Genomic DNA, 24,797 nt, shown 5'->3' with positions numbered 1-24,797 from the left:
CTCCCACGCAAGCCAGTTCCCAGGCAGGCCTTAGATGTGGGCCAAGGCTCGCGCCAGGTCCGCACGCAAATCCTCCACGTCCTCGACGCCCACCGACAGCCGCACCAACCCATCACCAATGCCCAATTGCGCCCGTGTGGCGGCGGGGATGCTGGCGTGGGTCATGATCGCCGGGTGTTCGATCAGGCTTTCCACGCCTCCCAGGCTTTCGGCCAGGGCGAAGATCGTCACGTTTTCCAGAAAGCGTGTGGCGCCGGCCAGGTCACTGTTCAAGTCCACTGAAATCATCCCGCCAAAGCCGCGCATCTGCCGACGTGCCAGTTCGTGCTGTGGGTGGGACGCGAGGCCTGGGTAGTAAACCCGTGAGACTTGCGGTTGCTGTTCCAGCCAGGTGGCCAACTCCAGCGCGTTGCTGCAATGACGCTCCATGCGCAACGCCAGGGTTTTCACGCCGCGCAGGGTGAGGAAGGCGTCGAACGGGCCGGCGATGGCGCCCACCGAGTTCTGCAGGAAACCCAGGCGCTGCGCCAGTTCAGGGTTATCACCGACAATCGCGATGCCGCCGATCACATCCGAATGGCCATTGAGGTACTTGGTGGTGGAGTGCACCACCACATCAAAACCCAGTTCCAGCGGTCGCTGGACCCAGGGGCTGGCAAAGGTGTTGTCGGCCACGCAGAGAATCCCGCGCGCCCGGCAGATGCGCGCGATGGCGCCAAGGTCGGTGAGGCTCAGCAGCGGGTTGCTCGGCGTTTCGACCCAGACCATGAGCGTGTCGTCCTGCAAGCTTGCTTCAAACGCCCGCACATCACTCAGGTCGACAAAGCTGAAACGGTGCCCGGCGCTGCGTTGGCGCACCTTGTCGAACAGCCGGAAGGTGCCGCCATACAGGTCATTGCCGCAGACCACGTGCGCGCCCGCATCCAGCAGTTCCAGCACCGTCGAGATCGCCGCCAGCCCCGAGGCGAACGCGAACGCCTGGGTGCCGCCCTCCAGGTCTGCCACGCAACGTTCCAGGGCAAAGCGGGTCGGGTTGTGCGAGCGCCCGTAGTCGAAGCCTTTGTGCACGCCGGGGCTGGCTTGCAGGTAGGTGGAGTTGGCGTAGATCGGCGGCATCAGCGCGCCGGTGGTCGGGTCGGGGGCTTGCCCGGCGTGGATGACACGGGTGGCGAACGCGCTTTTATCGGACAGGCTCATGCAAGGGATCTCCGCAAATGGTTGAGCAGATCGACGCGGGTGATCAGGCCATGGAAGCCCGAGGCGTCGGCGATGATCGCGACCAGGCCGCGGTCCAGTTCTTCCTGGAGTTCGGCGAGGCTGGCGCTGGGAGGCAGGGTTTCGAGGGCTTCGGTCATGGCGCTGGCGACGAGCATGTTGAAATCAGCCGCATCGTGGTGCAGGCCCAGCAGAATGTCGGACTCATCGATCACACCCACCAGTTGCTTGCCATCCACCAGCACCGGCAGTTGCGACACATCCGCCAGGCGCATGCGCTGGAAGGCCGTCAGCAGGGTGTCGTCGGGGCCTACGCTGATCACGCGGCCGTCTTCAAAGCGCCGGGCAATCACGTCGCGCAGGTCGCCGTAATGGGTGTAGTGCAGCAGTCCCGCATCCTTCATCCACTGGTCGTTGTAGACCTTCGACAGGTAGCGCGTGCCGGTGTCGCAGACAAAGCTGACCACACGCTTGGGCGAGGTCTGTTCGCGACAGTAACGCAGCGCGGCAGCGAACAGTGTGCCAGTGGATGAGCCGCCAAGAATGCCCTCGGCCTTGAGCAACTGGCGGGCGTGGTCGAAGCTCTCTTCATCGCTGATGGAGTAGGCGTGGCGCACGCTGGAGAGGTCGGCAATCGACGGGATGAAGTCTTCACCGATGCCTTCCACCGCCCACGACCCCGGCGGCTGCAGCGTGCCACTGCGGCTATATTCAGCCATCACCGAACCCACCGGATCGGCCAGCACCATCTCAAGCGCAGGTTGCACGCGCTGGAAAAAACGGCTCAGGCCGGTGAGGGTGCCGGCCGAGCCGACGCCCACCACAATTGCGTCGACGTCGTGCTGGGTTTGCGCCCAGATCTCCGGCGCGGTGCCTGTCTCGTGGGCCAGCGGGTTGGCCGGGTTGTTGAACTGGTCGGCGAAAAACGAATCCGGGATGTCCGCTGCCAGGCGCGCAGCGACATCCTGGTAATACTCGGGGTGGCCCTTGCCCACGTCGGAGCGGGTGATATGCACCTCGGCGCCCATGGCCTTGAGGTGCAGCACTTTTTCCGTGGACATCTTGTCGGGCACCACCAGCACCACGCGGTAGCCCTTGGCCCGGCCGACCAGCGCCAGGCCCAGGCCGGTATTGCCGGCGGTGGCTTCGATGATGGTGCCGCCGGGGCGCAGACGGCCGTCGCGCTCTGCGGCGTCGATCATAGCCAGGCCGATGCGGTCCTTGATCGAACCGCCGGGGTTTTGCGACTCCAGTTTGAGAAACAGCGTGCAGGGGCCGGTATCGAAACGGCTGACCCGAACCAGCGGCGTGTTGCCGATCAGTTCGAGCACGGCGGGGCGAGGGAGGCTGGGCATGGTGTCACCTGTTACGGGTTGACGTAGGTGGGACAACAAAGTGCAAAGCGTGCCTTGGACCATAGGCCGGGATCGCACCGGTCGCAACCGGGCGGCCCGCCGCATGTCTGTTTTTGGCGCATCAGCCGGGTAGCTTGCACACCTGCTGCAAGCGCCTGACCACCGCGTCACTGGCCGCTTGCATCGGCGCGCGCAGCTCGCGGCTGATCAAGCCTTCCAGGGCCAGCGCAGCCTTGACCGGCGCCGGGTTCGGCTCGATAAACATCGTGTTGATCAGCGGCAGCAGTTGGAAGAAGCTCGCACGGGCTTCGGCCAACTGGTTATCCCGCACCTGTTGCCACAGCGCGACGAATTGCTCGGTGTGCACATGGGCCGACGCCGCAATCGCGCCGCTGGCGCCCAGGCACAGCGCGTTGAAGATATGCAGGTCTTCGCCGCACAACACGTCCACCTGACCGCTCGCCAGCAATGCCAGGGTATTGGCCAGGTTGCCGCCACAATCCTTGATCGCGACGATGCGCTCGTGCGCGACGATATTCAGCAACGTGGCTTGTTCGAAGGTCGCGCCGGTGCGGTAGGGAATGTCGTACAAGATGATCGGCACACTGGACGCATCCGCCACCGTGCGGAAAAACGCCTCCAACCCAGGCTGGGACGGGCGGATATAACTGGGTGCCGGCACCAGCAAACCCGCGACCGGACGCTGGAGGATGGCCTGCTGGAACTGCAGCAATTCAATCTGGTTGTTGCCCGACAACCCCATCACCACACGCTGCGCGGGCACCAACTGCAACACCGCATCCAGCACCGCCAATTGTTCCTGGCGGCTCAGCGCGGCGGCTTCGCCGGTGGTGGTGCACACCATGATCCCGGCTACATGCTTTGCCAGCAGATGGCTGACCAGGCGGCGCAGGCCGATAAAGTCGATGGCGCCGTCCTGGAACGGCGTGACCACGGGAACCCAGATACCTTGAAACGCTGACATGCACTTTCTCCTGATGATTGACCGATCAAGTCACCGTCAGAAGGGCAGAGGCAATTGTGCAGAGGGGGGAGACCGTCGCGCTCAATGTCCTGTCAGCTCATCTGACGGGACAGCGCGCCCCGGTCACATGAGCGACTGTTTCTTCGATTTGAGGGCGTGCGCCACGCAACCTTGCGCCTTGGCCACGGAGCCAATGACGGAAAGGTTAACCAGCGACTTAGCAGACATGAATTGTCACACCCTGAATGAGGCGCTCATCTTCAGGGGATGTGAACGAATGTGTCAAGCCCCGGCGACGGCGGCTTCAATCGCGGCAATGTCGATCTTGGTCATGCCCATCATCGCGTCAAAAGCGCGCTTGGCGGTGGCCGGGTTGGGGTGGGTGACCGCTGCGGTCAGTGCCCGTGGCGTGATCTGCCACGACAGCCCCCACTTGTCCTTGCACCACCCACAAGCGCTGGCCTGGCCGCCGTTATCGATGATGGCGTGCCAGTAGCGATCTGTTTCGGCCTGGTCATCGGTGGCCACCTGAAACGAGAACGCTTCGCTGTGGGGGAAGGCCGGTCCGCCGTTGAGGCCCAGGCAGGGGATGCCCATGACGGTGAACTCGACGGTCAGCACATCGCCTTGCCTACCTGCCGGGTAGTCGCCGGGGGCGAGGTGTACCGCTTGCACGGCGCTGTCGGGGAAGGTCTTGGCGTAGAAGGTCGCAGCTTCCAGGGCGGTGCCGTTGTACCAGAGGCAGAGGGTGGTTTTGTTGGGCATCTCGGATCTCCACAGAGTCGGTGGTGAATTGAGTTTAGCCGGTGATTGCCGCACCCCCCCGCGTGCCATGCCTGCCGGTCCGCAAGCGCGACTTTTCAATGCTGAGCCGGGTATTAGACAGAATGATGTCAAAACAGTAGCATTTTGCCTATTGCTTGACGTTCCAGGGCGCACGGGTCCCTCCATAGTGCGTTTGTTCCTGAACAAAACTAAAGCCCGTCCCTCAGCCAGCCTTCAGGCTTATCCATGTTGAAAGTATGTAAATTTATCTTGATCGGTACTTGCGCGTTGATTTCGGCTTGTTCCGGCGTTCCGTATGCACCCAAAGGCTCGACGATGTACCAGGGTGGGTACAGCGACGAAAAAACCGGAACCAACACCTATACGGTCAATTTCGAAGGTAACGCCTACAACCAGCAGGATCAGCCAGCAGTTGCAACAGATCGCCATCCTCACGCGCCAATCCGCCAGCCAACTGGCCACGGTGCTGAGCATCAAGCCGACTGACATGGCGACATTGGAGCACTTGATCACGGACGGGCCACTGGCGCCGACCGACGATGGCGGGCAAACCATCGACGAGCGCGGGGCAGGGCGCATGCCAAGGCCACCGGTACCCAGGACAAGTAGTTGTTCAAGATCGAGGGTGCCACGCCCATCGAGACCTATTGGGCGCCCGCTCGGCGTGGCATACGCATCCGGCGGGGCAGCGTTTGGTGGTGATGTCGGGCGTGGGGTTGACCCAGGAGTGGGGCAAACCTGCGCAGCGCATCCAGCATATTCAGAGGCGTGTGATGTGACGGCCCCTTGGCGAGAGGCCGTGTGCATTACTGCAAAGGCACATAAATATCGGTCTGCCATTGATCCTGCGGTGTCTCGGGGAAAATGCTCAGATACTCGAAGAACAGCGGCTGGTCCCGCAGCTCCTCGCCGCTGGAAGGCAGCCAGTCGCGATAGATCGGATAGATCGATTCGCCGATATGATCCGGCGAGCCCACGTGACGCACCACCACGCAACGCCCGCCAGGGATAACCCGCTCGGTTACGCCGAACTCATTCGCTGCTACCGCCTCGTGAATCTCGCCGCAGATTGCAAACCGGAACTCTTCGGCCGGGGTCGTATCGGGGTTGCCGAACGGAATACCAAAGCTGCGACTGGAGGCCACCGGCGATTGCCCGCTCCGCATGCGCCACTCGATAAATTTACGCACGCTCTCTCCCACGAGCGCGGGCGCTCCGCGATGCTCCAAGGCTGCAACCCGGACTGCGCAAAACTCGACGATTCGTATCTGCATGATGATGTTCCTGGAAAAATGAGGGATGGTGAACACCGCGCTCCAGACCTGCCAATTCGGTTGTTTCCTGAAGGCACTCGGCGTCGTACCGAACGCGCGCCTGAACGCCCTGGAAAACGCTTCGGGGCTTTCGAAACCCGCACCGAACGCGGCGTCCAGCACCGAGTAGTCCGCGCCGCAAGACAAGCAGTGCGCCGCGCGTCGTAGTCGCATCAGTTGCACATAACGCGAAACAGGCACGCCTACGAACGCGGTGAATTGTCGGTGGAAGTGAAACGCCGAAAAATTCGCGACCTGGCTTAACGTGTTCACCGACAAGTCGCCTTCAAGATTGGCGTCGATGTAGGCGAGCACCCGGTCGAAGCGTTTTGTGTAGGCGGCGTTGCTCGGCAAGTCAGGCACTGGATGCAGGCTCCGGAAGATACGGTAGGCAGTAGAGTCGACGAGATCGGCGTGCCCGTGCCTAGCCGTGTTTGCTCAGGTCGCGATTGAATTGACGGATCGCTTACTCGGGAATTCCGCTCACCGTATGCACTACGCGCATTGCACAAGGAGGTCGCGCCCCTTGCGGTTCGACCTGCTCGCATTGCTTCAGCAACGGATAGGCATCGGCAAACTTCATAGCCGCCACCTGTTCGGGGTGCTGCTGCGAAACAAAACAGTGCTCGAACCGGAAGGCGGCATACACCTCGGGCAGCAAGGCCGGGTAGTCGTAAACCTCGTCGACGATACTCTTCAGCATCTGGGACATCGGCCCGTTGGCCGCAGGGGAAATCCTGGAGAGCAGCTCATCCTTGGCGACGCCCGCTTGCCTGGCCTCAATAGCTTGTTTCGACGCACCGATCGAGGCCTGCATTCCCTGCGGAAACGGACAATCAGACGCCGCCCATGCAGAGGCCGACGCCATGCAACTCACAACAGTGAAAACAGCGGCCACCCTTGTCATGAATTTTCCTCGGTTGCCGCAAGCGTTGTCGAAATAGGCTGCGGATTTTAACGGATGTTGGTTGATGATGGGGTCCGTTGAACGGGTTCGTTTTGGGTTGCGTTCTGGCTCTCATGGCGGGCGAGAATCGGTCAAAAGCGGACACCAACAGCGTCTACGAAAGCCGGGGCCGTTCACTCTCGGCTGAAAGCAGCCTGTCAATAACGGGGAAACTCCCTAAAATCGCATCCATCCGTCACATCCCACCTCCAGCCTCCACCCAACCTGCCGATAACCCTACTAATCGCATGTCTATCACTGGCCATCCTTGATCGAGTCCACCACATGAACCCACTTTCCCTTCTAAAAAAAGCCCGGGCCGATCGTCAAGGCACCGCCACGCTCACCAGTACTGCCAACGACCTGGACGCCGCACTCACCGCCTTACGCATCACCCCCACCCTGATCACCGGCTTTATCTCGCCGCATCTGGACATCGACGTAATCGCCGCCAAGCTCAAACGCCGCTTCCCCCAATCCACCATCAGCCTATGCACCACCTCCGGCGAACTCTGCAATGCGCCCAATTCGTTGTATTGCGCCACCGGCGATCGCTGGGATCGGATCGTGTTGCAGTTGTTCGACGACAGTCTGATCGCCTCGGCCGAGGTGGCGATGGTGCCGTTGGAGTGTGAGGACATTCGCGGTGGCGGTAAGCGGTTGGGAATGCAGGAGCGAATTGCCAAGTTGGTGTCCAATATCAAGCGAGTACAGGTGCGCACGTCGATTGATCATCGCGATACGTTGGCGTATGTGGTGTTCGACGGGTTGTCGGCGTCGGAGTCGTTTTTTATGGAGGCGCTTTATGAGTCGGGGCGGTTTCCGTGTTTGTTTGTAGGGGGATCGGCCGGGGGTAAGTCGGATTTCCAGAAGACGCTGATTCATGACGGTCAGCGCAGCTATCAGAACCATGCACAGATTGTGTTCCTGAAGACGGCGGCGCATGTGCGATTTGGGGTGTTCAAGAGCCAGAACTTTAAACCGGCGGATTTGACCTTCAGTGTGCTGACCGCGTCGGTTGAGGACCGCACGATTGACCAGGTGATCGACAGCAACGGCAATATCAAGAGCATGGTGCAAGCACTGTGTGATGCTTTCAGTTGCGCGCCCCAGGCGCTGGAGTCGAAGCTGGCGGACTATTCGTTTGCGATTCGGGTGGGCAGTGAGTTGTTTGTACGGTCCATCGCGCGTATCGATTATGAGCAGCAGATCGTGCAGTTGTTTTGCGACGTGGCGCCGGGCGAGGAATTGGTGATGGTGCGGCGTACGCCGTTGCGCGAGGCGACGCGCCTGGACTATGAGCAGTTCCTGCGCGGCAAGGGTGGCCAGCCGGTGGCGGGAATTTTGAATGACTGCATTTTGCGCCGGCTGAACAACGGCGCCGAGCTGGGCAGCATGGCCGGCATTTTTGGTGATGTACCGTTGGCGGGTTTTTCGACCTTTGGGGAGATTTTGGGCTTGAACCTGAATCAGACGTTGACGGCGATTTTCTTCTTTCGGGTGGCCAAGGGTGCGAGTTTCAGTGATGAGTACGTGGACAATTTCATCGCCCATTACGGCGAGTTCAAGGCATTTTTCCTACGGCGCCAGGTGAAGAAGTTGGCGGGGTTGAACCATGTGGTGGTCAAGCAGATTACCGCGTTCAAGAACAATGACTTCAGCAATACCCTCAATACCCGTGGGCTGGACCGCAATATCCTGCCGGTGTTCGAAGGCTTGGCAGACTTAGGCATGGTGTTGGCCCATGCCGAGCGTCAGCAGGAGGACATCGCCGCGCAGCTCAAGCATTACTCGGGTGAGTTGCACGCGTCGATGGACGAACTGGTGGGTACGATCGACCAGCAGAACGCCGTGTCTGCCCAGGCCGGGACAACGGTGGAAGGGCTTTCCAGCCAGGCGGATGTGGCGGTAGAAGGTGCGCGCACGCTGGCCGGGTCGAGTTTGCGTATCCAGTCGATTGTGCAGGTGATCCAGCAGATCGCCGGGCAGACCAACCTGCTGGCGCTTAACGCCGCCATTGAAGCGGCGCGCGCGGGCGACCTGGGCCGGGGTTTTGCGGTGGTGGCGGATGAAGTGCGCAAACTGGCGGAAATCACCCGTAAGAATGCGGCGGAAATCGGCGTGGATATTGACCTGCTGTCCAGTGAGATCCAGCGCGTTGCCCAACAGATCGAAGACCAATCCACCGGCGTCGGCGCGTTGCGCGAAATGCTCGATGCACTGGAGGCGTCGAGCCGCGCGACCGAGGGTACGGCGCAACGCACTAAAACCATTGCGGATACGTTGACCGGGCTCACCCATGCGTAGGCGCAAGCCGAGTCGCCAGGGCTACAACGCTCATTGGCAATAAAGCGTTTTTACACACTGTGGGTCGATTGCAGTCGTTCATGACAGTCTGCAATCGGCCGATTCTGTTGAAAAAGTAGCTCCCCTGCCTGGCCTGCTGCAAAATCTCTGCATTGGCCGGTGGGGGATCACACAGCATGATGGGACAGTTATCGAGTGGGCAGGAGCGACTGTTTTACTCGTTCAACCTTGAAGATCACATCCCAGCCAATCACCTTCTGCGCAGCATTGATCAGTGTCTCGATCTAAGCGACCTGCGCCATTACCTCGCCGACTTCTACAGCCCGATTGGGCGTCCTTCGATTGACCCAGAGCTTATGATCCGCATGCTGATCGTGGGCTATTGCTATGGCATTCGCTCCGAGCGGCGGTTGTGCGAAGAGGCTCATTTGAACCTGGCGTATCGTTGGTTTTGCCGGTTGAGCCTTGAAGACGAAGTCCCCAACCACTCGAGCTTTTCAAAGAACCGACACGGCCGATTTCGGGACAGTGATCTGTTTCGCTGGTTGTTCAATGAAGTGCTGCGTCGCTGCATGGACGCCGGCTTGGTCAAGGGCGAAGGCTTTGCCGTGGACGCCAGCATCATCAAAGCGGATGCGAGTCGGCAGCGCGGTGTACCAGGTGATGAACCGGTCAACTGGAGCGATCCGGCCCTGAGTACCCGCGCCGTGCGTGAATATCTTGAAGCCCTGGATGAAGAGGCTCTGGCGGAAACGCTACCCAAGCGCCTGTCGCTGACGGATCCCCACGCTCGCTGGACGGCAGCTCCAGGCGGCCCAGCGTTTTACGCTTACTCGACGAATTATCTGATCGATACCGAGCACGGCGTGATCATGGATGTGGAACCCACACCGGCTCATCGAACTGCAGAAGTCGAGAGCACCAAGACGATGATCGAACGCGTCGAAGCGCAATTCGACATCAAGCCGGAACGCCTCATCGGCGATACCGCGTACGGTACTGCCCCGATGTTGGCTTGGATGGTTGAGGAAAAAGACATCGAACCTCACGTGCCGGTGTGGGACAAAACCGAGCGCAAGAACGACAGTTTCTCGAACAACGATTTCCAATGGAATGAAGAGGCGGAGGAATACCGCTGCCCGGCCGGCAACGCGTTGCGCAGCGAATGGCGAGCCTTCAAGAACGAGCGTTCGCACGTCACCAAAGCCAACACCATCCTCTTCCGATCCCGGCAGACCGACTGCGCTGCTTGCCCGATGAAAGCCAAGTGCTGCCCGAACACCGCGTTCCGCAAGATCGCCCGCAGCGTCCATGAAGCCGCGCGCGATGTGGCTCGGCGAATCGCAACGACACCTGCGTACGTGCGCTCTCGCCACGAACGTAAGAAGGTCGAAATGTTGTTTGCCCACCTCAAACGCATCCTGAAACTGGATCGCCTGAGACTACGTGGCATGAGTGGCGCGACTGATGAGTTCACGCTGGCCGCTGCGGTACAGAACCTGCGACGGCTGGCCAAATTTACCTCTCAAGGGCCACCGGTCACGGGATAGGTGCGTCTGCACGAAGCAAAAAACCTCAAACCAACCCAATAACAGAGCAGCAAAGGTCAACGAAGGGCCGAAAAACCACGCAACGTGGTGAGTAGGTTCTCCGGTTGTGGTCGTGCCCGAGTTCAGGCGAGCTGAAAATCCGACTTTTTCAACAGAATCGGCCAGAAGCAGACGTTCGGAAATAGGGGGCTTCTCCCTTGTTTCTCCATCCCTGTACGCGCTAGCCTCAATGCTGTTTTAACCGCCACAAACAGGAAGAAGGCAGTCACCCTATGAATTTGGATCGTGCAAGGCAGCTGATTCATGGCGAGTTAAATCACCACTTCCCTACTGAAAGTCTCATCCATGTTCTTGAAGCAGCCATTGAGCTTATTTCTCTTCCGGACAATGACTTCTGCTGGTCAAGTTGGGAGGACGAAGCACAGGCAAAAAGAGAACTGCTAGGGTTGGTCAGTACGCTGAAGTCTGGCGTGTTGCCCGAAAGGCTAAAATTTGCAGTTCTGTTTGCTCCAACCGGTCCCCTGCAAGAAGTCAGTCTCAGCAGTGGTTGGGCGGAACCCTTCCTTAAGGTCGCTGAGAAATATGATGAAGTTGAAGCATTGCTGTGGTGAGCGGGCCAAAAATACACTGAATCTCATCCACTAAACCGCATTTACACGTGTTGTAGCTGAGCCTTCGTGTATGGCCGCTATGGGTCCAGGATGTGTGAAAACGCGCTAAGCACGTCGAAAACTGAGAGTCACGAGGATTGCCTGTGGAATAAGCAGGCGGAAGCGAGAATTACCTTAGTCAGCTACATAGACGTGCGTAATGCCGTTTGGGCCGCGTCAGCGACCAAAACGGCTACTAACGGGCGGGCCAAGCGGCTGGATCACGCCCTGATCGCCTCAAGCAGTCCTGCGATACCGAAGATGCTCATCATTCGTTTGAGGTTGTAGGCGAGCACATGAAGGCTCATCTCAGTGCTCACCCTCGGCAGGGTTTTGGTCAGGAAGTGGGTACTTCCCATCCAGTACTTGAGCGTTCCAAAAGGATGTTCAACGGTCTGTCGACGAACCCTCATCATCGCTGGATCATGTTCTAGACGAACCTGCATCGCGTCGACTACAGCCTCATGTTCCCAGCGCTTTACGCGGCGCTCCTTACCCGTCGTACATTGCTTTTGCATTGCGCAGGACTGGCAGCCGAATAGTCGTAACAATGCGATAACATGCCGTCTTCCATCGACGAATACCGCCTGGTTAGTAACTGCCCCGCAGGGCATCGATTCTCGTCCGACGCAATAAGATAGATGAAATCCTGCTTGCCGAATCTGCCTTCGGCTTTGCTGCCAGATGTCAGGGGTTTCGGTACGAAGGTAGTGATGCCGGCTTGCTCGCAAGCAAGGATTTCCAGGCCTTTGTAATAGCCTCGGTCGGCCACCACCGTTAGCGATTCAGCCTCGATTTCTTCACGCGCCTGGTTCGCCATATTGCTCAGTTGCCCACGATCATTACCAATGTTGGTCACCTCATGGGCAACGATCAGATGGTGTTTGTCGTCGACCGCTGTTTGTACGTTGTAACCAACCGTTCCGGTGCCTCGGCCGCTCGGGGCCATTGAGCGTGGATCTGGGTCTGTGAGGGAGATCTGCTGGTCTGGACTTTCGTGGAGCTGCACCTTCATTTCCTTGAGTTTCTGCATCTGCTTTTTCAGTGTTTCTATCTTTTCTTTAAGTCGCTCTGCTTTGGCCTCGGCCACTTCGGGCGTTGCTCGATCCGCCGAATCCATCGCTGACAGATAGCGATCAATACTTTGCTCGATCTGTTGCATGCGTGCCTTCACTTTGCCCTGGGTGAAGTTACGGTCGCGGTTGTTCACGGCTTTGAATTTGCTGCCGTCGATGGCGATGATCGACTGAGAGAAGAGATTTAGGTTGCGACAAAGCACTACGAACTGGCGGCATACACTGCGAATGGCTTTGCCGTTGTCCTTGCGAAAGTCGGCAATGGTTTTGAAATCTGGAGACAAACGCCCCGTCAGCCACATCAACTCGACATTGCGCTTGGCCTCACGGTCAAGCCGGCGACTGGACTGAATCCGATTGAGATAGCCGTAGATGTAGATCTTCAGCAAGACCGCTGGGTGATAGGCAGGACGACCCGTTGCAGCAGCATCGACACCCTCAAATCCAAGTGCACCCAAGTCGAGTTCATCGACGAAGACATCAACCACATGCACCGGATTTTCTTCCGTCACGTAATCGTCCAAACACTCCGGCAGTAAGGTAACTTGAGTCCGAGCCTCGCCTTCTATGAATCGCTTCATCATCGCCTCCGCTATCTCGGTGGTCGAAAGGTTAGACGATCCTCCTGACTTTGACATAGTCTGTACCGCAGGCAGACGGCTGTACGATTGTCCCGAACCCTACCAGCGTGACAAATACATAAGGAGCGTTTCAGATGCTGCGAGTGGATTGGCTCGATAAACAAATGGACAAGTGCGGCGTTATGGCCGAATGGCTTTATCGGGAATTCAGTTATGAGTTTACGCAGCAATCTCTTTCGAGTTGGAAACACGAGTTCTCTGATGGACAGCGTGATGGCAGTTGGAAGTGTCTGATCGCAATGGAACGAGACCAGTTGCTAGGTGGCGCAACGCTTGCCAATAACGACCTATCTGACCGGCCGGATCTAGGCCCGTGGCTTGCGTGTGTGTTCATCACACCTGAAGCTCGAAGGAGAGGGCTCGCAGCGCAGTTAATCGAAGGCATCTGTGTCCATGCAAGAGACGCTGGGTTCACTACCTTGTACTTGCACACCCACAGCCAGAGCAATTATTACTCCAAGCTTGGCTGGAAAGTGTTGGAGCGCTTTGAGGCTTGGGGGAAAGAGCAATACCTTATGTCACGGAGTTTATAGTCAAAGCCGACTTCAAATTTCCGCCGCTTTTTTATAAACAGCAAAACTCTGATGTGACGTCTGCGTTTTAACACAGCCTGGACCCAAAGCTGCCTTTCAGAGACGGCAACAATCGGCCAGAAGCGGCCCCTCAATGGTGTCTATCAGAACAGTGGTATTCATTCCCTGACGGACCTCGGTTTAGGTTTTGTACGAAGTTTCGGGACGGTTAGAATCGCCGACATGATTGACTGAAGGCCCGCACGGTATAGAGTTACGACTCCGATGCATCCTGTGAATTGATCAAGAACCTGGTTTCTCCCGAGCAGAAGATGGGTCGACGTCGAGCACGCCTTAACGCGCTGCTCACAGTCGATCAGACTCTTCCTCCGAAACCAAATACTCAACAAAATCCAAGTAGGAGCCCCATACTTCAGGTGCTGTCATCAGTGCTTCTTTACCAATACGATCAACATCAATCGCATCACACCAGAGCACTTGCCCCGATCGGGAATTGCAATCCATCACGATCAAACCTTCAGCAGGCTCCCCCAACACAAGATAGTTTGATAAAAGTCGGCCACTGCTTCTCAAACGCTTCGTTTCATCAAGAACGTTAGTTGGGGATTCCCAACCGATCTGGTGCAGCGGTAAAACATAAATACCACTTCCATCGAAAAATTCCCCAACCAGTTTGAAGCTATCTCGAAGTGATATTTTCAACTCATGCTCGAGCTTTTTAATAAAATCCGGATCCACTGTGCGAATGCCATTCAACGACTCATTCCGCGCGAAGGAGTGCTGGGCATATCCATGCGATAGGTTGCTGCGAAGGTTGCGTGAGCGAGTGACGCCCGATTAGCGCCCCATGAGTAGGTAGTGCCCGATGCGACACGGATGCGGGTGGCCGTCGCCCTTGCAAATCCCATCCAGATACCGGTAGTCAATCTGCACCGACTGGCCTTTTCGAGGCCATTGCCGACGCGGGAGGGTGTTCTGGTAATCGGTGGTTTCCGGGGTGAAGGTGACCATCGAGCCTTGCTGGGGACATTGCGTGGTGGGGGAGGTCGGGGCGACCTTGAGGATCCGCCCCTGCAGCTGTGGGTACGGTTGTTTCAAGACGTTGACGATCTGTACGTCCAGCCGGCAAACCTGCCAGCTCGCCGCGTGGACGGGGCTGCACAGGGTGGTGAGCGCAAGGGCCAGCGCTGCGTAAGTTTTCATGGGCTAAATGTCCAGATCCTTGGAACAAGCAACCTGGCAAGGCCCTGAACTTCCGTCAGCTTCTGGCTGACTTAGTCCTTGGCGCCGGGTCAGTTGGGGAGTGGTAGCACTATGCCAATTACCCAGCGGCCAATACAAGTCTTATAAATTTGAGAGGGGGCCTATAGGGATATAGGTGTAAGCAATAAGCCAGAATGACTTTAGATATGCAGTCGCATGCTGTGAGCCTTGACTATCGGGCTGAACCGGAACCGCGCTGGCGGTACGCTTCTGGCCGAAAGCCACCCCTCAATACCGCGGCGTTTTCGTCCGGAAAAAAACGCCATTCATAAATGTCTGAAAGAGGGCGCGCAGGCACCCACCTCAAGGACGATACAACCCTGTCGCATCCCGCCAGTACAAGGTTTGCTCGAACTGAAAGCTAATGAGAAAGAGTGCCGAACACGACTGGAATATGGATTGAGCGAGTTTATCCAAATCTTCCATAGCCGATTCCCCCTCTGGTTCGGGGCCTTTGATTCTAATGGTGCAACGCACAGCGACAGGGAAGTCGATCCCCATTTTATGCTCGGCATAAATCGTTGGGTCATCGCGTACGCCATGGGTGCTCAATTTGAGTCCCGAGGTAAATTCAGCGTATAGCCCATTTTCTGTGACCTCGATTTCCAGAGCACCAGCCTGCGCAAGTGCTGTGCTCAGCGTCGAAATGGTGAGCGTACTGTCAGCTTCCAGGCACAGATCAAGACTCATGAATCGTTCCTCTTCCTTGGCAGCACAAAGCGGTGGCCGGTCAACATGCAAGTGTCCTTGTGCGCTCGCACCCAACTAGCCCGCTGGCGCATGCAGACGAACATAATAATTATCGAACTCGCCGCTTTCGACGAACTGGAAACCGTGGCGGGTGTAAAAACGATTCGAGGCACTCTGTTTCAGCGCGCCGACTTTAATCGGTAGTGCAACGGCATCCGCTTCGTTGAATAGCTGGGCAAGTACCGCAGAGCCGATGCCCGACCCTTGTGCGTTGGGTCGCACATACAAGTGGTCGAGCAACCATTCGCTTGGACGCTGTCGGACCACTACAAAGCCGACCTTTTCTCCCGACACTTCGATATAGCGCGTGTCGCGGGCTTCAAAACTGCCAACAAACCGCTCGCGGGCACGCACCGGATCGAAGCGTCCGACCTGCTCCAGGCTGTCGCGCATGGCTTCAATTCGAATGGCAACGAGATCGTCCAGGTCGCTTTGTTGTGCAGGGACTAACAGGGCAGGGGGATTGGGGGTGATAGGCATAGTTGCACGCGAGGTTCCATCCTGGGGTGGCCAGTATAGGGGCTATTCAGAAACGCGTGCGTTGGGACTGCGATGGCTCCAACGCATGCGTTTCCAGGCGGGTAGCCGTAGGTCGGAGCGCGGTCAGAAGGTGTATTTGGCGGTGACGCCGAAGCTGCGCGGGTTGCCGTAGGTGTCGGTGGAACCCCAGGTCGGGCTGGTGCCAATGGCCGAATAGTAGGTGCGGTCGAAGATGTTGTTCACGTTCAGTTGCAGGTCCAGGTGCTTGTTGAGCTGGTAAGCAGCCATCACGTCGGCCACGGCGTAGCTGCCTTGTTCCAGGCGATAGGTGCTGCCGTTTGCGAGGGCGACATCGTTGTACATGCGGCTCTGCCAGTAGAGGTTGCCGCCGACGCGCAGTTTTTCCAGGGGGCCCTGGAAGCGGTACGAGGTGGTCAGCTTGAACAGGCGTTCCGGGGTATCGGTGTCGAAGCGCTGGTTTTTGTTGCTCGCGCTGTCTTTGACGTAGTGCGCACGGGTGTAGGTAAAGCCGCCGCCGACTTGCCAGTTTTCGGTGAGGGCGCCTTGCAGTTCCAGGTCGATACCTTGGCTGCGCACCAGGCCGGAGGCTTCGGAGCAGCTCTGTTGCGGGCAGCCTGCCTGGGTCGCAGGATCGGTCGCACGGTTTTTCTGGTCGATCTGGAACACCGCCAGGCTGGCGTTCAGCGCACCGTTGAAGTACTCGCCCTTGATGCCCATCTCGTAGTTTTCACCAACGATGGGTTCCAGCACCTTACCGGAAAAATCCTTGTTGCTTTGCGGGGTGAAGATGTCGGTGTAGCTGGCGTAGACCGAGTGGTGGTCGTCGAGGTCGTAGATCACACCGGCATACCGCGTGAGGTTGCGGGTGACCTTGTAGTCGCCGTCGCCCTGGCGGTCGTCGTAGTCATACCAGTCGACGCGCGCGCCGAGGATCACCTTGAGTGGGTCGGCAAGGTTGAGGCGGGTGGTCAGGTAGACGCCGTCCTGGGTAGTGATGGCGTGGGTCTTGCCGTCACGGACGAAGTCGGGCTTGGCACCATTGAGCGGGTAGTTGGTGTCATACGGGCTGTATTCCTTGGAAGTGGCGTCGTAGATGCGCTTGCTGGTGCCGACCACTACTTCGTGAGTGCGGCCGAACGCTTCGACCGGGCCGCTGGCGAAGGTGTCGAAAGCGTATTGCTGGTCGTCCTGGTGCGATTGGTAGACGGTGCGCGCCAGGGTGGTCTGGTAGCGCGACTGATAGCTGCCGCTGAACACACCGTCGAGTTGCGAGGCGGAGCCGGCGACCTTGAGTTTCCAGCCGTTTTCGAAGCGCTGTTCGACGTCGCCGAATACCGTGTCGATGGTGAGTTTCTTGTTTTCCCAATCGGTGCCGGGGTTGGTGGAGCGGGGCAGGTTCAGGTGATGGCCGTCGGTACCGATGGGCAGGCCGCCCCAGAAGAGGTTGGTCTGGTCTTCCTGGCGCGACAGGCCGAGGGTCAGGGTGGTGTTTTCGCTCAGGTCGGCTTCGGTGATGCCGTAGAACAGACCGTGGTTGCTCTCTTCACCGTCGCGGAAGCTGTTGGCGTCGCGGTACGAACCGACCATACGCCCGCGCAAGGTGCCGCTGTCGTTCAGCGGGCCGGAGGCATCGAGTTCACCGCGATAATCATCCCAGCTGCCGGCGGCCCCGGTGATCGACACTTGCGGCGTGGCGGTGGGGCGCTTGCGCACGAAGTTGATCGCCGCCGACGGGTTGCCAGCGCCGGTGACCAGGCCGGTGGCGCCGCGAATCACTTCCACGCGGTCAAACATTGCCAGGTTGGGCTGCACACTGTTGCTGTAGCCGGAGTAGGCGCTGGGCAGTCCGTCGAACATCATGTTGTCGATGTCGAAGCCGCGCGAGCTGTAGGTCTGGCGGCCCGGGCCGCTGGCCTGGCTGAGGAACAGGCCGGGGGTGTTCTTGACCACATCGTTGACGCTGGTCATGGCTTGGTCGTCCATGCGTTGGCGGGTGATGACGGTGCTGGCTTGCGGGGTTTCACGCGGGGTGAGCTTCAGCTTGGTGGCAGTGGCCATTTCGCCGGTGGTGTAGGACTGGGTGCCTTCGGTAGTTTCACCCAGTTGTTGCCCGGAGATTTCGGTGGCGCCGAGTTCCAGCGGTGCTGCGTGGGTGTCTGCGGCGGCCGCGAACGCGGCTTGAGGGCTGGCGATACAAATGGCCAGGGTCAGCAGGCAGGGTGAAAAACGGCCGCTGACGGAGGGTTGTATGGACATGCAGGTTGCTCTCCCCGAAATGCCGTCCCTGGCAAATAATAAAACGGTTGATAATTATTCGCATTAGGTTGGCAGCTTACGTCCTGTAATAAAAGCCTTTGCAGAGAGATAGTTAATAAAATTTTCACATTTGGCGGGGCACTGCGAACGTGCATTTCAAGCGGGGGGTATCGCAGCGCCGCACGTATCCGCTGCGATACAACACAGCACCTCAGAACGCCATTCTCAGTCCCAGCGTACCTTGCCGACCGTTGAAGGCATTGCTGTCCAGGTTGCGGTTGAAGCCCACTTCGCTGTACAGGCTGATGCCCGGCGCCACCGTGAGGTCGGCGCCAAGGCTGACGCCCATCGTAGTGGATTTCTGTTCGGTATCGATGTCGGTGACATCGGCAAAGGTCACCGTGTTTTTACCTCCACGGGTGTGCCAGATGTTGGCACGGGCATAGGGTTGCAATGGCATGCCACTGACTTGGTAATCACCGCGCAAACGTGCGCCGAGGCGGCTGGTGACGGTGGTGTCGGCTTTATACGCAACGTCGGAGATACCGTCGTTTTGGCTGTCCAGTTTGGTCTTGCCGATGATCAGTTGGGCCTGGGGTTCGACGACCCAGTTGGCTACCACCGGGAAAGACCAACCTACTTCCGCCGAAGCAGACACGTTATGCCCACGGGTTTTCATCTTCACGCCACGGTCCGACTCGTTGTGGCCGTCGAGGCGCGAGCCCATCAACACCAGGTCCAGATAAGCCCGGTTGGCGCCGATCAGTGTCCAATACACACCGAGGCTGTCGCTGCGCAGGGTGGTGCTGCCGGCGTCCTTGTCCTGCCAGCCGTCGTTGAAACCCTTGATGTCGCCCTTCAAACGGCTATGACCGACGAAGAACCCGGCGTGGTGCACCTGGCCGTCGTCGGTAGCCAGGGTAAAGAGGTCGGTGCCCACTTGAAACCCGGTTGTGGAACTGTCCAGCGTGGGGTTTACCGTGCCGGCGAAGCTTTGCCGGCTGCTGCTGCCGTAGACCCGGCCCCATCCCGCGTGACGTAGGTCGGTCTGTTGCTGGTTCTGGTCACCCATGCGTTCGTGGTAAGTGCCAAGCATGCCCTGGACAATTTGCTGGGCGGCCGGAAACAGTGCGGCGTAGATCGATGCTTCGGGGCGGTAGATTGGAATCGGGGTGATGACCGGGTTGGGCGGCAGCGGCGGTGTACCGGGCACCGGTTCCGGGAGCGGCGTGACGATCACCGGGTCCGGTGGTGGGATAACCGGAACGGTGGAGCGCAGGTAGTAGTTTTCTGCGGTGCCGTCGGTGACGCCACCCTTGAACAGGTAGTAGTTAAATGCCCCTGCGGAAACGGAATGGGCCAGGCTAAAGGCACCGGCGCTACTGGTCGCACCGTTGGTGGCTTGCACTACCTGTATTCCGTCTTGCAACGAGCCTGCGCCCGCGCCGCCGAGGTTGGTGATGTCGATCTTGCTGGAGCCCTGGATCGTGCCTTTGCTGACCACCAGCTTGTCGCTGGCTGAGTTATCCGGCCCCAATACGGTCTGCAGGGCGAGCGTGCCGCCGGTCCCGTTGTAATTGCCGTTGACGGTCAGGACGTCCGTGGCAGTGGTACTGCCGGTGGTCATGTCGATCGTTCCGCGGTTATTCAGGGTTGCCAACTGGTTGCTGTCAAATGCGCTGATGGCTCCGGTGTTGACCAGCAGCCTGCTGCTGCCGTTGAGCGTCATGGCGCCGGTTCCCGTACCGGCATCGCCCAGTACAAAGGTGCCTCCAAGGGTGAAGGTGGCGTTGTTGTCCAGCGTCACCTGTTCCCAGTTGGTATAGCGTCCGGGAGTGGTGGCCTGGGTATTGTCGAATGTCAGCGTGTCGGTGCCCGTACCGCCGTCAATCAGTGGGGTAGACGACACAAGGGTTTCATTCAAGTTCTGTAGCAGCGCCGTATCGTTGTCGGGGCCGAGCAGAATGAAGCCGTTGATTTTGCCGCCACCGATCCAACTGAAACGATCGTTGCCGGTACTGGCGAGGATTTGCCCGTTGATGGTGCCGCCAGTGACGGTGATCGTGTCCAAGCCACCGCTGGTGCTGACATTGCCGCCGATGTAGGCGGTGCCCGAGATCAAAATGGTGTCGTCATCAAAGCCGGTCACCAGGTTGTTGATGATGGTCCCGCCACTCATGTCGAACAGGTTTTTGTCGAGCTTCATGTCCACCCGACCGATCGTGCCGCCGGTCATCTTGGCATCATCACCGTCCTCGAACGCACCGGTAATCGTGCCGCCACTCATGGAGAACTTGTCGTGCCCGTCGCCCTGGGCCAATGAGGCAATCGTGCCGCCACTCATGGAGAAATCGTCAACGCCGGCCCCCTGGTTGATCGCGCCTGCCTGGCCACCGCTGACCTGCGCAACATCGGTCCCCGAGCCCTGGTTCACAGCCCCGGTGATCGTGCCCTTGTTCAAGCGAAAGATATTCGCGCCATCCCCCATGTTCACCGCGCCGTTGATCTGCGTGTCCGGTGCGTCCAGTTGCACCAGATCGTTGCCTGGGCCCAGGGTCACATTGCCATTGATCACGCTGTTGCCACTGGGGAACAACACTTGGTTGTCGCCGGTCGCTGCGTTGATGCCGGGGTCGGTGCCACTGGTACAGGTAAACACCTGGCCGGTGGCAGGGCTGCCGCTGACGACACAGGCGCCCTGGGACAGCAGCGGCCACGCCGCGAGGATCGCCGACGTGGCGAGGCCGAAGTACAGCGGGGGGCAAGTGCGTATACGCATAATCCGTCCTCATGAATGAGCAATGCGGCTCAAACCATGACAACGTGATGCGCGATATGGATCAGGGAATACGGGGTACCTGCTCAAAAACACCGGCCAATGCAAGGGGTTGGCATGGCTTTCTCGACTGCACCTCAACCTGTGCAGCGCTGTTGCCACCTTAGTAGCAGATTCCAGCGCCCGCCACTGTGAGAATTGACAGGTATAGACGAGTAAGTGCCTAGACAAACACGATCTCATACGGGTCGCGCATGCGTTCCAGCAACACCTGCGCAAGCATGGGCGCCAAGCCGATCTCGGGGTCGCCCACCAACTGGCTGGCGTAGGCGTGGGCGGCGTGCAGCTTGCGCGCCACGCTCCAGGTATCCAGGCGTACCTTGCGCGCCCGTTGCCAGGGGATCACCGACGCCTCCCGCGTTGGCCAGTGCCACGCCCAGATCGGTAGCTCGTACAGGCGCGCCCCCACCAGGTTGCATGCATGGGCGGTGGCGCGACCGACTGCATCATGGTCGTCGTTGCCGTCGTTGCGCCAAGTGGTGAAGACCACATCCCCCGGCTGCAGGTAGCGGGCAATGAACTGGCCCAACGGTTGCTCGCGGGCGGCCAGGGCTTTGTCGCAAAAGCCGCCGCGAATCCACTTCAGGCTATGCAATGGCATGCCCAGGCGGCGCAGCGCCTCGACGCTTTCCTGGGGCCGCACCACGCTCAGGCGGCTTGCCGGCCACACGCTGGAGCCGGGGTGGCTGGCGCTGCCGTCGGTCACAGAGATCAGTTGCAGCGGATGATCCAGGGTGCTCAGCAGTTGCAGCAGACCGCCGCAAGCCAGCACTTCATCGCCCGGATGCGGGGCGACCACCACCACGCGGGTGTCCCGTGGTACCAGCGAAGTCGGATTGATTACGGGGATTTGCGCCAGTTGCGGGGCGCTGTTCCAGATTTGCGCCGGGCCGCGGCGGCCGTCGCTTAAGGAGGCAGGCTTCATGGGTGTCACATCCTTGTCGATTGATGCGGGTCGTACCCCGTTGACGGGACGACACTCTTTTATTCACTCCAGGCTCCGCTGGCGTGACTGCACGGCACTCCAACCCTGGAGTGCCGGCAAGGCGACTTGAGCATAGTCAACGATTGGTCGCTTTCACATCTCGTAAAGTCGTTTTTTTAACTGTAGTGAGCGGGCTTGCCCCGCGCTGGGGGGCGAAGCCGCCCTAAATCCATACACCGCGGTCTCGCTGATGCAACGCGGCGTACCGTTTGGGGCGGCTGCGCCACCCAGCGCGGGCAAGCCCGCTCACTACAGGTCACGCTTCGTCGTCGTATTGGAGTTCGAACAATAACAGCGAACGCCCAGTGGCCGCGTACTCGTGATCGAACTCGAAGCGTTCCTGGCCGCGCACGGCGGTCTGGTTGGTGTCGACCATGCACGTCCAGAAGCCGCCTTCAGGCACCGGCGGCAGGCGGAAGTTGACCATGTCGTGGTGCGCATTCACCACCAGCAGCAAGGTGGCATCGGCACCTGGCCGACGAATGCCGGTTTCCTGGGCACGGCCGTCCATCAGCATGCCCAGGCAGCGGCCATGGCTGTCCTGCCACTGCTCGGTGGTCATCTCATTGCCATCCGGCGCGAGCCAGGTGACGTCCTTGACGCCGATGTCTTCGTTGTAGTCGCCCACCAGGAAACGCCCACGGCGCAGGATCGGGTACGCCAGGCGCAGCTTGATCAGGCGTTTGACGAACTTGAGCAGGGCCTTGCCGTCTTCGTCCAGGTCCCAGTTGACCCAGCCGATTTCGCTGTCCTGGCAATAAGCGTTGTTGTTGCCGTGTTGCGTACGCGCGAACTCGTCACCCGCGACGATCATCGGCGTGCCCTGGGCCAGCAGCAGCGTGGCGAAGAAGTTGCGCATCTGGCGCAGGCGCAGCGCGTTGATTTCCGGGTCGTCGGTGGGACCTTCGACGCCGTGGTTCCAGGACAGGTTGTTGTTGCTGCCGTCCTGATTGTTCTCGTCGTTGGCCTCGTTGTGTTTGTCGTTGTACGACACCAGGTCGTGCAGGGTGAAACCGTCGTGGGCGGTGATGAAGTTCACCGAGGCATAGGGCCGGCGGCCACGATGGTTGAACATCTCGCCGGAGGCGGTCATGCGTGCGGCGAAGTCGGCGAGTTGGCCGTCATCGCCTTTCCAGAAGGCGCGCACGGTGTCGCGGAAACGGTCGTTCCATTCCACCCAGCCCGGCGGGAAGTTGCCGACTTGATAACCGCCGGGGCCGCAGTCCCAGGGTTCGGCGATAAGCTTGAGCTGGCGCAACACCGGGTCCTGGCGGCAGGCGACGAGGAAACTGTGGCGCTCGTCGAACCCTTCGCGGTAGCGCCCGAGGATCGTCGCCAGGTCGAAGCGGAAGCCGTCGATGTGCATCTCGTTGGCCCAGTAGCGCAGCGAGTCGGTGACCATTTGCAGCACGCACGGGTGGCTCAGGTCGAGGGTGTTGCCGGTGCCGGAATCGTTGATATAGAAGCGCTTGTCATCCGGCATCAGGCGGTAGTACGAGGCGTTGTCGATACCACGCATGGACAGGGTCGGGCCGCGCTCGTTGCCCTCGGCGGTGTGGTTGTAGACCACGTCGAGGATCACTTCGAGCTTCTGCTCGTGCAGGTGCGCGACCATTTCCTTGAACTCGGCGATCTTGCCGCTGGCCAGGTAACGCGGGTCGGGGGCAAAAAACGCGATGCTGTTGTAGCCCCAATAGTTGGTCATGCCTTTTTGCAGCAGGTGCTGGTCGTTGACGAACGCGTGCACTGGCAGCAGTTCGACGGAGGACACGCCGAGCTGGCGGATGTGCTTGAGCACATCATCTTCCATCAACCCCGCGCAGGTGCCACGCACGGATTCGCCGACGCTGGGGTGGCGCATGCTGATGCCGCGCAGGTGGGTTTCGTAGATGATCGTGCGGTCCCACGGTACCCGCACCGGCTGGTCGTTGCCCCAGGTGTGCGCCGGGTCGATGACCTTGCACTTGGGCACGAAGGGCGCGCTGTCGCGTTCGTCGAAACTGAGGTCGTCGTCCGGGTGGCCGATGGTGTAGCCGAACAGCGCCTCGGACCATTTGAGCGCCCCGACCAATTGCTTGGCATAAGGGTCGATCAGCAATTTGTGATGGTTGAAACGGTGACCGTTGGCCGGGTCATACGGGCCGTACACGCGGTAGCCGTAGACAAGCCCGGGGTGAGCGTCAGGCAGGTAGCCGTGGAAGGTTTCATCGGTGTATTCGGGCAGCTCGATGCGCTCCAGCTCCACCTCGCCGCTGTCGTCGAACAGGCACAGCTCGACCTTGGTCGCGTTGGCCGAGAACAGCGCAAAGTTGACGCCCAGACCGTCCCAGGTAGCGCCGAGGGGGAAGGGCAAACCTTCACGAATCCGCGACGGCTCGGTTTTAGGCGTCGATGGGGTGTTGTCGGGTTTGCTCATTGAGTTGCTCCTGCAGAATTTTTTCGGGACGAACGCGGCCGTGCTGACGGTGGTCAGGTGAGCATTGAATTCAGAGTGAAATGCGCCCCAGTGGGAGCGGGCTTGCCCGCGAATGCCGAGTGTCAGTCAGTGCATCGGTGCTGACCCAGCGCCTTCGCGGGCAAGCCCGCTCCCACAGGGAAGTGTGGTCAACTGGCCGGTTTGCGCGGGGCCTTGGGTTTTTTCTCGGCGGGCGGCTTGGCGGCTGGCTTGGGCTTGGCGGCCGCTTTCGGTTTGGCCGCCGGCTTAGGCTTGCTCGGCGTCAACGCTTCGGCTTCCGCCAGCTTGCGTGCCATCTCCCAATGGCGCGTGTCCTGGCCGTGGGGTTTGCCCTCCGACTCCCAGATCTGGTGTGCCAGTTCCCGTATGCGTTTGTCTTCAGTACTCATCGCAA

At 59.5% G+C, this 24,797-nt stretch carries 20 protein-coding genes and 2 pseudogenes; 6 read left to right on the top strand and 16 right to left on the bottom strand.

Annotated elements, in window-relative coordinates; translation table 11 throughout:
* Nucleotides 1-30: 30 nt before the first annotated feature.
* The 4 genes from IB241_RS22865 to IB241_RS22850 all read right to left on the bottom strand — a co-directional run bounded on the left by IB241_RS22865 (nucleotide 31) and on the right by IB241_RS22850 (nucleotide 4,320).
* On the bottom strand, nucleotides 31-1,197 hold the full coding sequence (locus IB241_RS22865) for a cystathionine gamma-synthase (RefSeq protein ID WP_192300471.1): 1,167 nt from the start codon (nucleotides 1,195-1,197) through the stop codon (nucleotides 31-33).
* Nucleotides 1,194-2,570 carry a pyridoxal-phosphate dependent enzyme gene (locus IB241_RS22860; protein ID WP_192300470.1) on the bottom strand — a complete coding sequence of 459 codons (1,377 nt, stop codon included), beginning with the start codon at nucleotides 2,568-2,570 and terminating at the stop codon, nucleotides 1,194-1,196. Before IB241_RS22860 ends, IB241_RS22865 begins: the two co-directional genes overlap by 4 nt.
* A 121-nt stretch (nucleotides 2,571-2,691) precedes the next feature.
* A complete protein-coding gene (dapA, locus tag IB241_RS22855; protein ID WP_192300469.1) occupies nucleotides 2,692-3,555 on the bottom strand; it encodes a 4-hydroxy-tetrahydrodipicolinate synthase in 864 nt (287 codons plus the stop codon).
* A 282-nt stretch (nucleotides 3,556-3,837) separates the two neighbouring features.
* Complete coding sequence (locus tag IB241_RS22850; protein WP_192300468.1) at nucleotides 3,838-4,320, bottom strand: VOC family protein; 483 nt, start codon at nucleotides 4,318-4,320, stop codon at nucleotides 3,838-3,840.
* 246 nt (nucleotides 4,321-4,566) lie between these two features.
* On the opposite strand from IB241_RS22850, the gene IB241_RS22845 reads away from it, so the two are divergent.
* A complete protein-coding gene (locus tag IB241_RS22845; protein ID WP_192300467.1) occupies nucleotides 4,567-4,827 on the top strand; it encodes a hypothetical protein in 261 nt (86 codons plus the stop codon).
* 164 nt (nucleotides 4,828-4,991) lie between these two features.
* Nucleotides 4,992-5,093 (top strand): annotated as a pseudogene (locus tag IB241_RS27810) (cupin domain-containing protein); the annotation flags it as partial.
* Between the two features lie 54 nt (nucleotides 5,094-5,147).
* Here the strand turns inward: IB241_RS27810 and IB241_RS22840 are convergent.
* Nucleotides 5,148-6,017, bottom strand: a complete 870-nt coding sequence (locus IB241_RS22840; protein WP_192300466.1) for an AraC family transcriptional regulator — start codon at nucleotides 6,015-6,017, stop codon at nucleotides 5,148-5,150.
* A 103-nt stretch (nucleotides 6,018-6,120) separates the two neighbouring features.
* Nucleotides 6,121-6,561, bottom strand: coding sequence for a hypothetical protein (locus IB241_RS22835; RefSeq protein WP_192300465.1), 441 nt, complete (start codon nucleotides 6,559-6,561; stop codon nucleotides 6,121-6,123).
* Nucleotides 6,562-6,885: 324 nt separating this feature from the next.
* Between IB241_RS22835 and IB241_RS27805 the strand changes: the two genes are divergently transcribed.
* The 3 genes from IB241_RS27805 (at nucleotide 6,886) to IB241_RS22820 (ending at nucleotide 11,068) form a co-directional block, all read left to right on the top strand.
* On the top strand, nucleotides 6,886-8,907 hold the full coding sequence (locus IB241_RS27805; RefSeq protein WP_053257157.1) for a methyl-accepting chemotaxis protein: 2,022 nt from the start codon (nucleotides 6,886-6,888) through the stop codon (nucleotides 8,905-8,907).
* A 176-nt stretch (nucleotides 8,908-9,083) separates the two neighbouring features.
* The gene (locus tag IB241_RS22825) at nucleotides 9,084-10,457 is read left to right on the top strand and encodes a transposase (protein ID WP_192300464.1); all 1,374 of its coding nucleotides are present in this window, start codon (nucleotides 9,084-9,086) and stop codon (nucleotides 10,455-10,457) included.
* 272 nt (nucleotides 10,458-10,729) lie between these two features.
* Nucleotides 10,730-11,068 (top strand): hypothetical protein, encoded by a 339-nt coding sequence (locus IB241_RS22820; RefSeq protein ID WP_192300463.1) that lies wholly within the window; start codon nucleotides 10,730-10,732, stop codon nucleotides 11,066-11,068.
* A 260-nt stretch (nucleotides 11,069-11,328) separates the two neighbouring features.
* On the opposite strand, the pseudogene IB241_RS22815 reads toward IB241_RS22820, so the two are convergent.
* Nucleotides 11,329-12,764 (bottom strand): annotated as a pseudogene (locus IB241_RS22815) (IS1182 family transposase).
* Between the two features lie 134 nt (nucleotides 12,765-12,898).
* Here IB241_RS22815 and IB241_RS22810 point away from each other — a divergent pair.
* Nucleotides 12,899-13,357: a GNAT family N-acetyltransferase gene (locus IB241_RS22810; RefSeq protein ID WP_192300462.1), complete on the top strand. Its 459-nt coding sequence runs from the start codon at nucleotides 12,899-12,901 to the stop codon at nucleotides 13,355-13,357.
* A 345-nt stretch (nucleotides 13,358-13,702) separates the two neighbouring features.
* Here IB241_RS22810 and IB241_RS22805 read toward each other — a convergent pair whose 3' ends face one another.
* The 9 genes from IB241_RS22805 to IB241_RS22765 form a co-directional block, all read right to left on the bottom strand.
* Nucleotides 13,703-14,113: a hypothetical protein gene (locus IB241_RS22805; protein ID WP_192300461.1), complete on the bottom strand. Its 411-nt coding sequence runs from the start codon at nucleotides 14,111-14,113 to the stop codon at nucleotides 13,703-13,705.
* An 81-nt stretch (nucleotides 14,114-14,194) separates the two neighbouring features.
* Nucleotides 14,195-14,560 carry a hypothetical protein gene (locus IB241_RS22800; protein WP_192300460.1) on the bottom strand — a complete coding sequence of 122 codons (366 nt, stop codon included), beginning with the start codon at nucleotides 14,558-14,560 and terminating at the stop codon, nucleotides 14,195-14,197.
* Between the two features lie 363 nt (nucleotides 14,561-14,923).
* Nucleotides 14,924-15,310 carry a hypothetical protein gene (locus IB241_RS22795; RefSeq protein WP_192300459.1) on the bottom strand — a complete coding sequence of 129 codons (387 nt, stop codon included), beginning with the start codon at nucleotides 15,308-15,310 and terminating at the stop codon, nucleotides 14,924-14,926.
* A 75-nt stretch (nucleotides 15,311-15,385) separates the two neighbouring features.
* Nucleotides 15,386-15,850, bottom strand: coding sequence for a GNAT family N-acetyltransferase (locus IB241_RS22790; protein ID WP_192300458.1), 465 nt, complete (start codon nucleotides 15,848-15,850; stop codon nucleotides 15,386-15,388).
* A 123-nt stretch (nucleotides 15,851-15,973) separates the two neighbouring features.
* Complete coding sequence (locus IB241_RS22785; protein WP_192300457.1) at nucleotides 15,974-18,127, bottom strand: TonB-dependent siderophore receptor; 2,154 nt, start codon at nucleotides 18,125-18,127, stop codon at nucleotides 15,974-15,976.
* Nucleotides 18,128-18,338: 211 nt separating this feature from the next.
* On the bottom strand, nucleotides 18,339-20,906 hold the full coding sequence (locus IB241_RS22780) for an autotransporter outer membrane beta-barrel domain-containing protein (protein ID WP_192300456.1): 2,568 nt from the start codon (nucleotides 20,904-20,906) through the stop codon (nucleotides 18,339-18,341).
* A gap of 220 nt (nucleotides 20,907-21,126) precedes the next feature.
* Entirely contained in the window at nucleotides 21,127-21,888 is a 762-nt protein-coding gene (locus IB241_RS22775) for a PIG-L deacetylase family protein (RefSeq protein WP_192300455.1), read from the bottom strand.
* Between the two features lie 316 nt (nucleotides 21,889-22,204).
* The gene (gene glgX / locus IB241_RS22770; RefSeq protein WP_192300454.1) at nucleotides 22,205-24,364 is read right to left on the bottom strand and encodes a glycogen debranching protein GlgX; all 2,160 of its coding nucleotides are present in this window, start codon (nucleotides 24,362-24,364) and stop codon (nucleotides 22,205-22,207) included.
* Nucleotides 24,365-24,552: 188 nt separating this feature from the next.
* A complete protein-coding gene (locus IB241_RS22765) occupies nucleotides 24,553-24,792 on the bottom strand; it encodes a DUF2934 domain-containing protein (RefSeq protein WP_192300453.1) in 240 nt (79 codons plus the stop codon).
* Nucleotides 24,793-24,797: the final 5 nt, after the last annotated feature.

The organism is Pseudomonas sp. PDM05 (assembly GCF_014851685.1).
GTDB lineage: Bacteria > Pseudomonadota > Gammaproteobacteria > Pseudomonadales > Pseudomonadaceae > Aquipseudomonas.
The sequence above is the reverse complement of the archived record's forward strand: the minus strand, read 5'-3'. Positions and strand labels throughout refer to the sequence as shown.

Coding starts and splice junctions, on each gene's coding strand:
- IB241_RS22865 (WP_192300471.1), bottom strand. CDS start 1,197: ATGAGCCTGTCCGATAAAAGCGCGTTCGCCACCCGTGTCATCCACGCC.
- IB241_RS22860 (WP_192300470.1), bottom strand. CDS start 2,570: ATGCCCAGCCTCCCTCGCCCCGCCGTGCTCGAACTGATCGGCAACACG.
- dapA (WP_192300469.1), bottom strand. CDS start 3,555: ATGTCAGCGTTTCAAGGTATCTGGGTTCCCGTGGTCACGCCGTTCCAG.
- IB241_RS22850 (WP_192300468.1), bottom strand. CDS start 4,320: ATGCCCAACAAAACCACCCTCTGCCTCTGGTACAACGGCACCGCCCTG.
- IB241_RS22845 (WP_192300467.1), top strand. CDS start 4,567: ATGTTGAAAGTATGTAAATTTATCTTGATCGGTACTTGCGCGTTGATT.
- IB241_RS22835 (WP_192300465.1), bottom strand. CDS start 6,561: ATGACAAGGGTGGCCGCTGTTTTCACTGTTGTGAGTTGCATGGCGTCG.
- IB241_RS27805 (WP_053257157.1), top strand. CDS start 6,886: ATGAACCCACTTTCCCTTCTAAAAAAAGCCCGGGCCGATCGTCAAGGC.
- IB241_RS22825 (WP_192300464.1), top strand. CDS start 9,084: ATGATGGGACAGTTATCGAGTGGGCAGGAGCGACTGTTTTACTCGTTC.
- IB241_RS22820 (WP_192300463.1), top strand. CDS start 10,730: ATGAATTTGGATCGTGCAAGGCAGCTGATTCATGGCGAGTTAAATCAC.
- IB241_RS22810 (WP_192300462.1), top strand. CDS start 12,899: ATGCTGCGAGTGGATTGGCTCGATAAACAAATGGACAAGTGCGGCGTT.
- IB241_RS22800 (WP_192300460.1), bottom strand. CDS start 14,560: ATGAAAACTTACGCAGCGCTGGCCCTTGCGCTCACCACCCTGTGCAGC.
- IB241_RS22795 (WP_192300459.1), bottom strand. CDS start 15,310: ATGAGTCTTGATCTGTGCCTGGAAGCTGACAGTACGCTCACCATTTCG.
- IB241_RS22790 (WP_192300458.1), bottom strand. CDS start 15,850: ATGCCTATCACCCCCAATCCCCCTGCCCTGTTAGTCCCTGCACAACAA.
- IB241_RS22785 (WP_192300457.1), bottom strand. CDS start 18,127: ATGTCCATACAACCCTCCGTCAGCGGCCGTTTTTCACCCTGCCTGCTG.
- IB241_RS22780 (WP_192300456.1), bottom strand. CDS start 20,906: ATGCGTATACGCACTTGCCCCCCGCTGTACTTCGGCCTCGCCACGTCG.
- IB241_RS22775 (WP_192300455.1), bottom strand. CDS start 21,888: ATGAAGCCTGCCTCCTTAAGCGACGGCCGCCGCGGCCCGGCGCAAATC.
- glgX (WP_192300454.1), bottom strand. CDS start 24,364: ATGAGCAAACCCGACAACACCCCATCGACGCCTAAAACCGAGCCGTCG.
- IB241_RS22765 (WP_192300453.1), bottom strand. CDS start 24,792: ATGAGTACTGAAGACAAACGCATACGGGAACTGGCACACCAGATCTGG.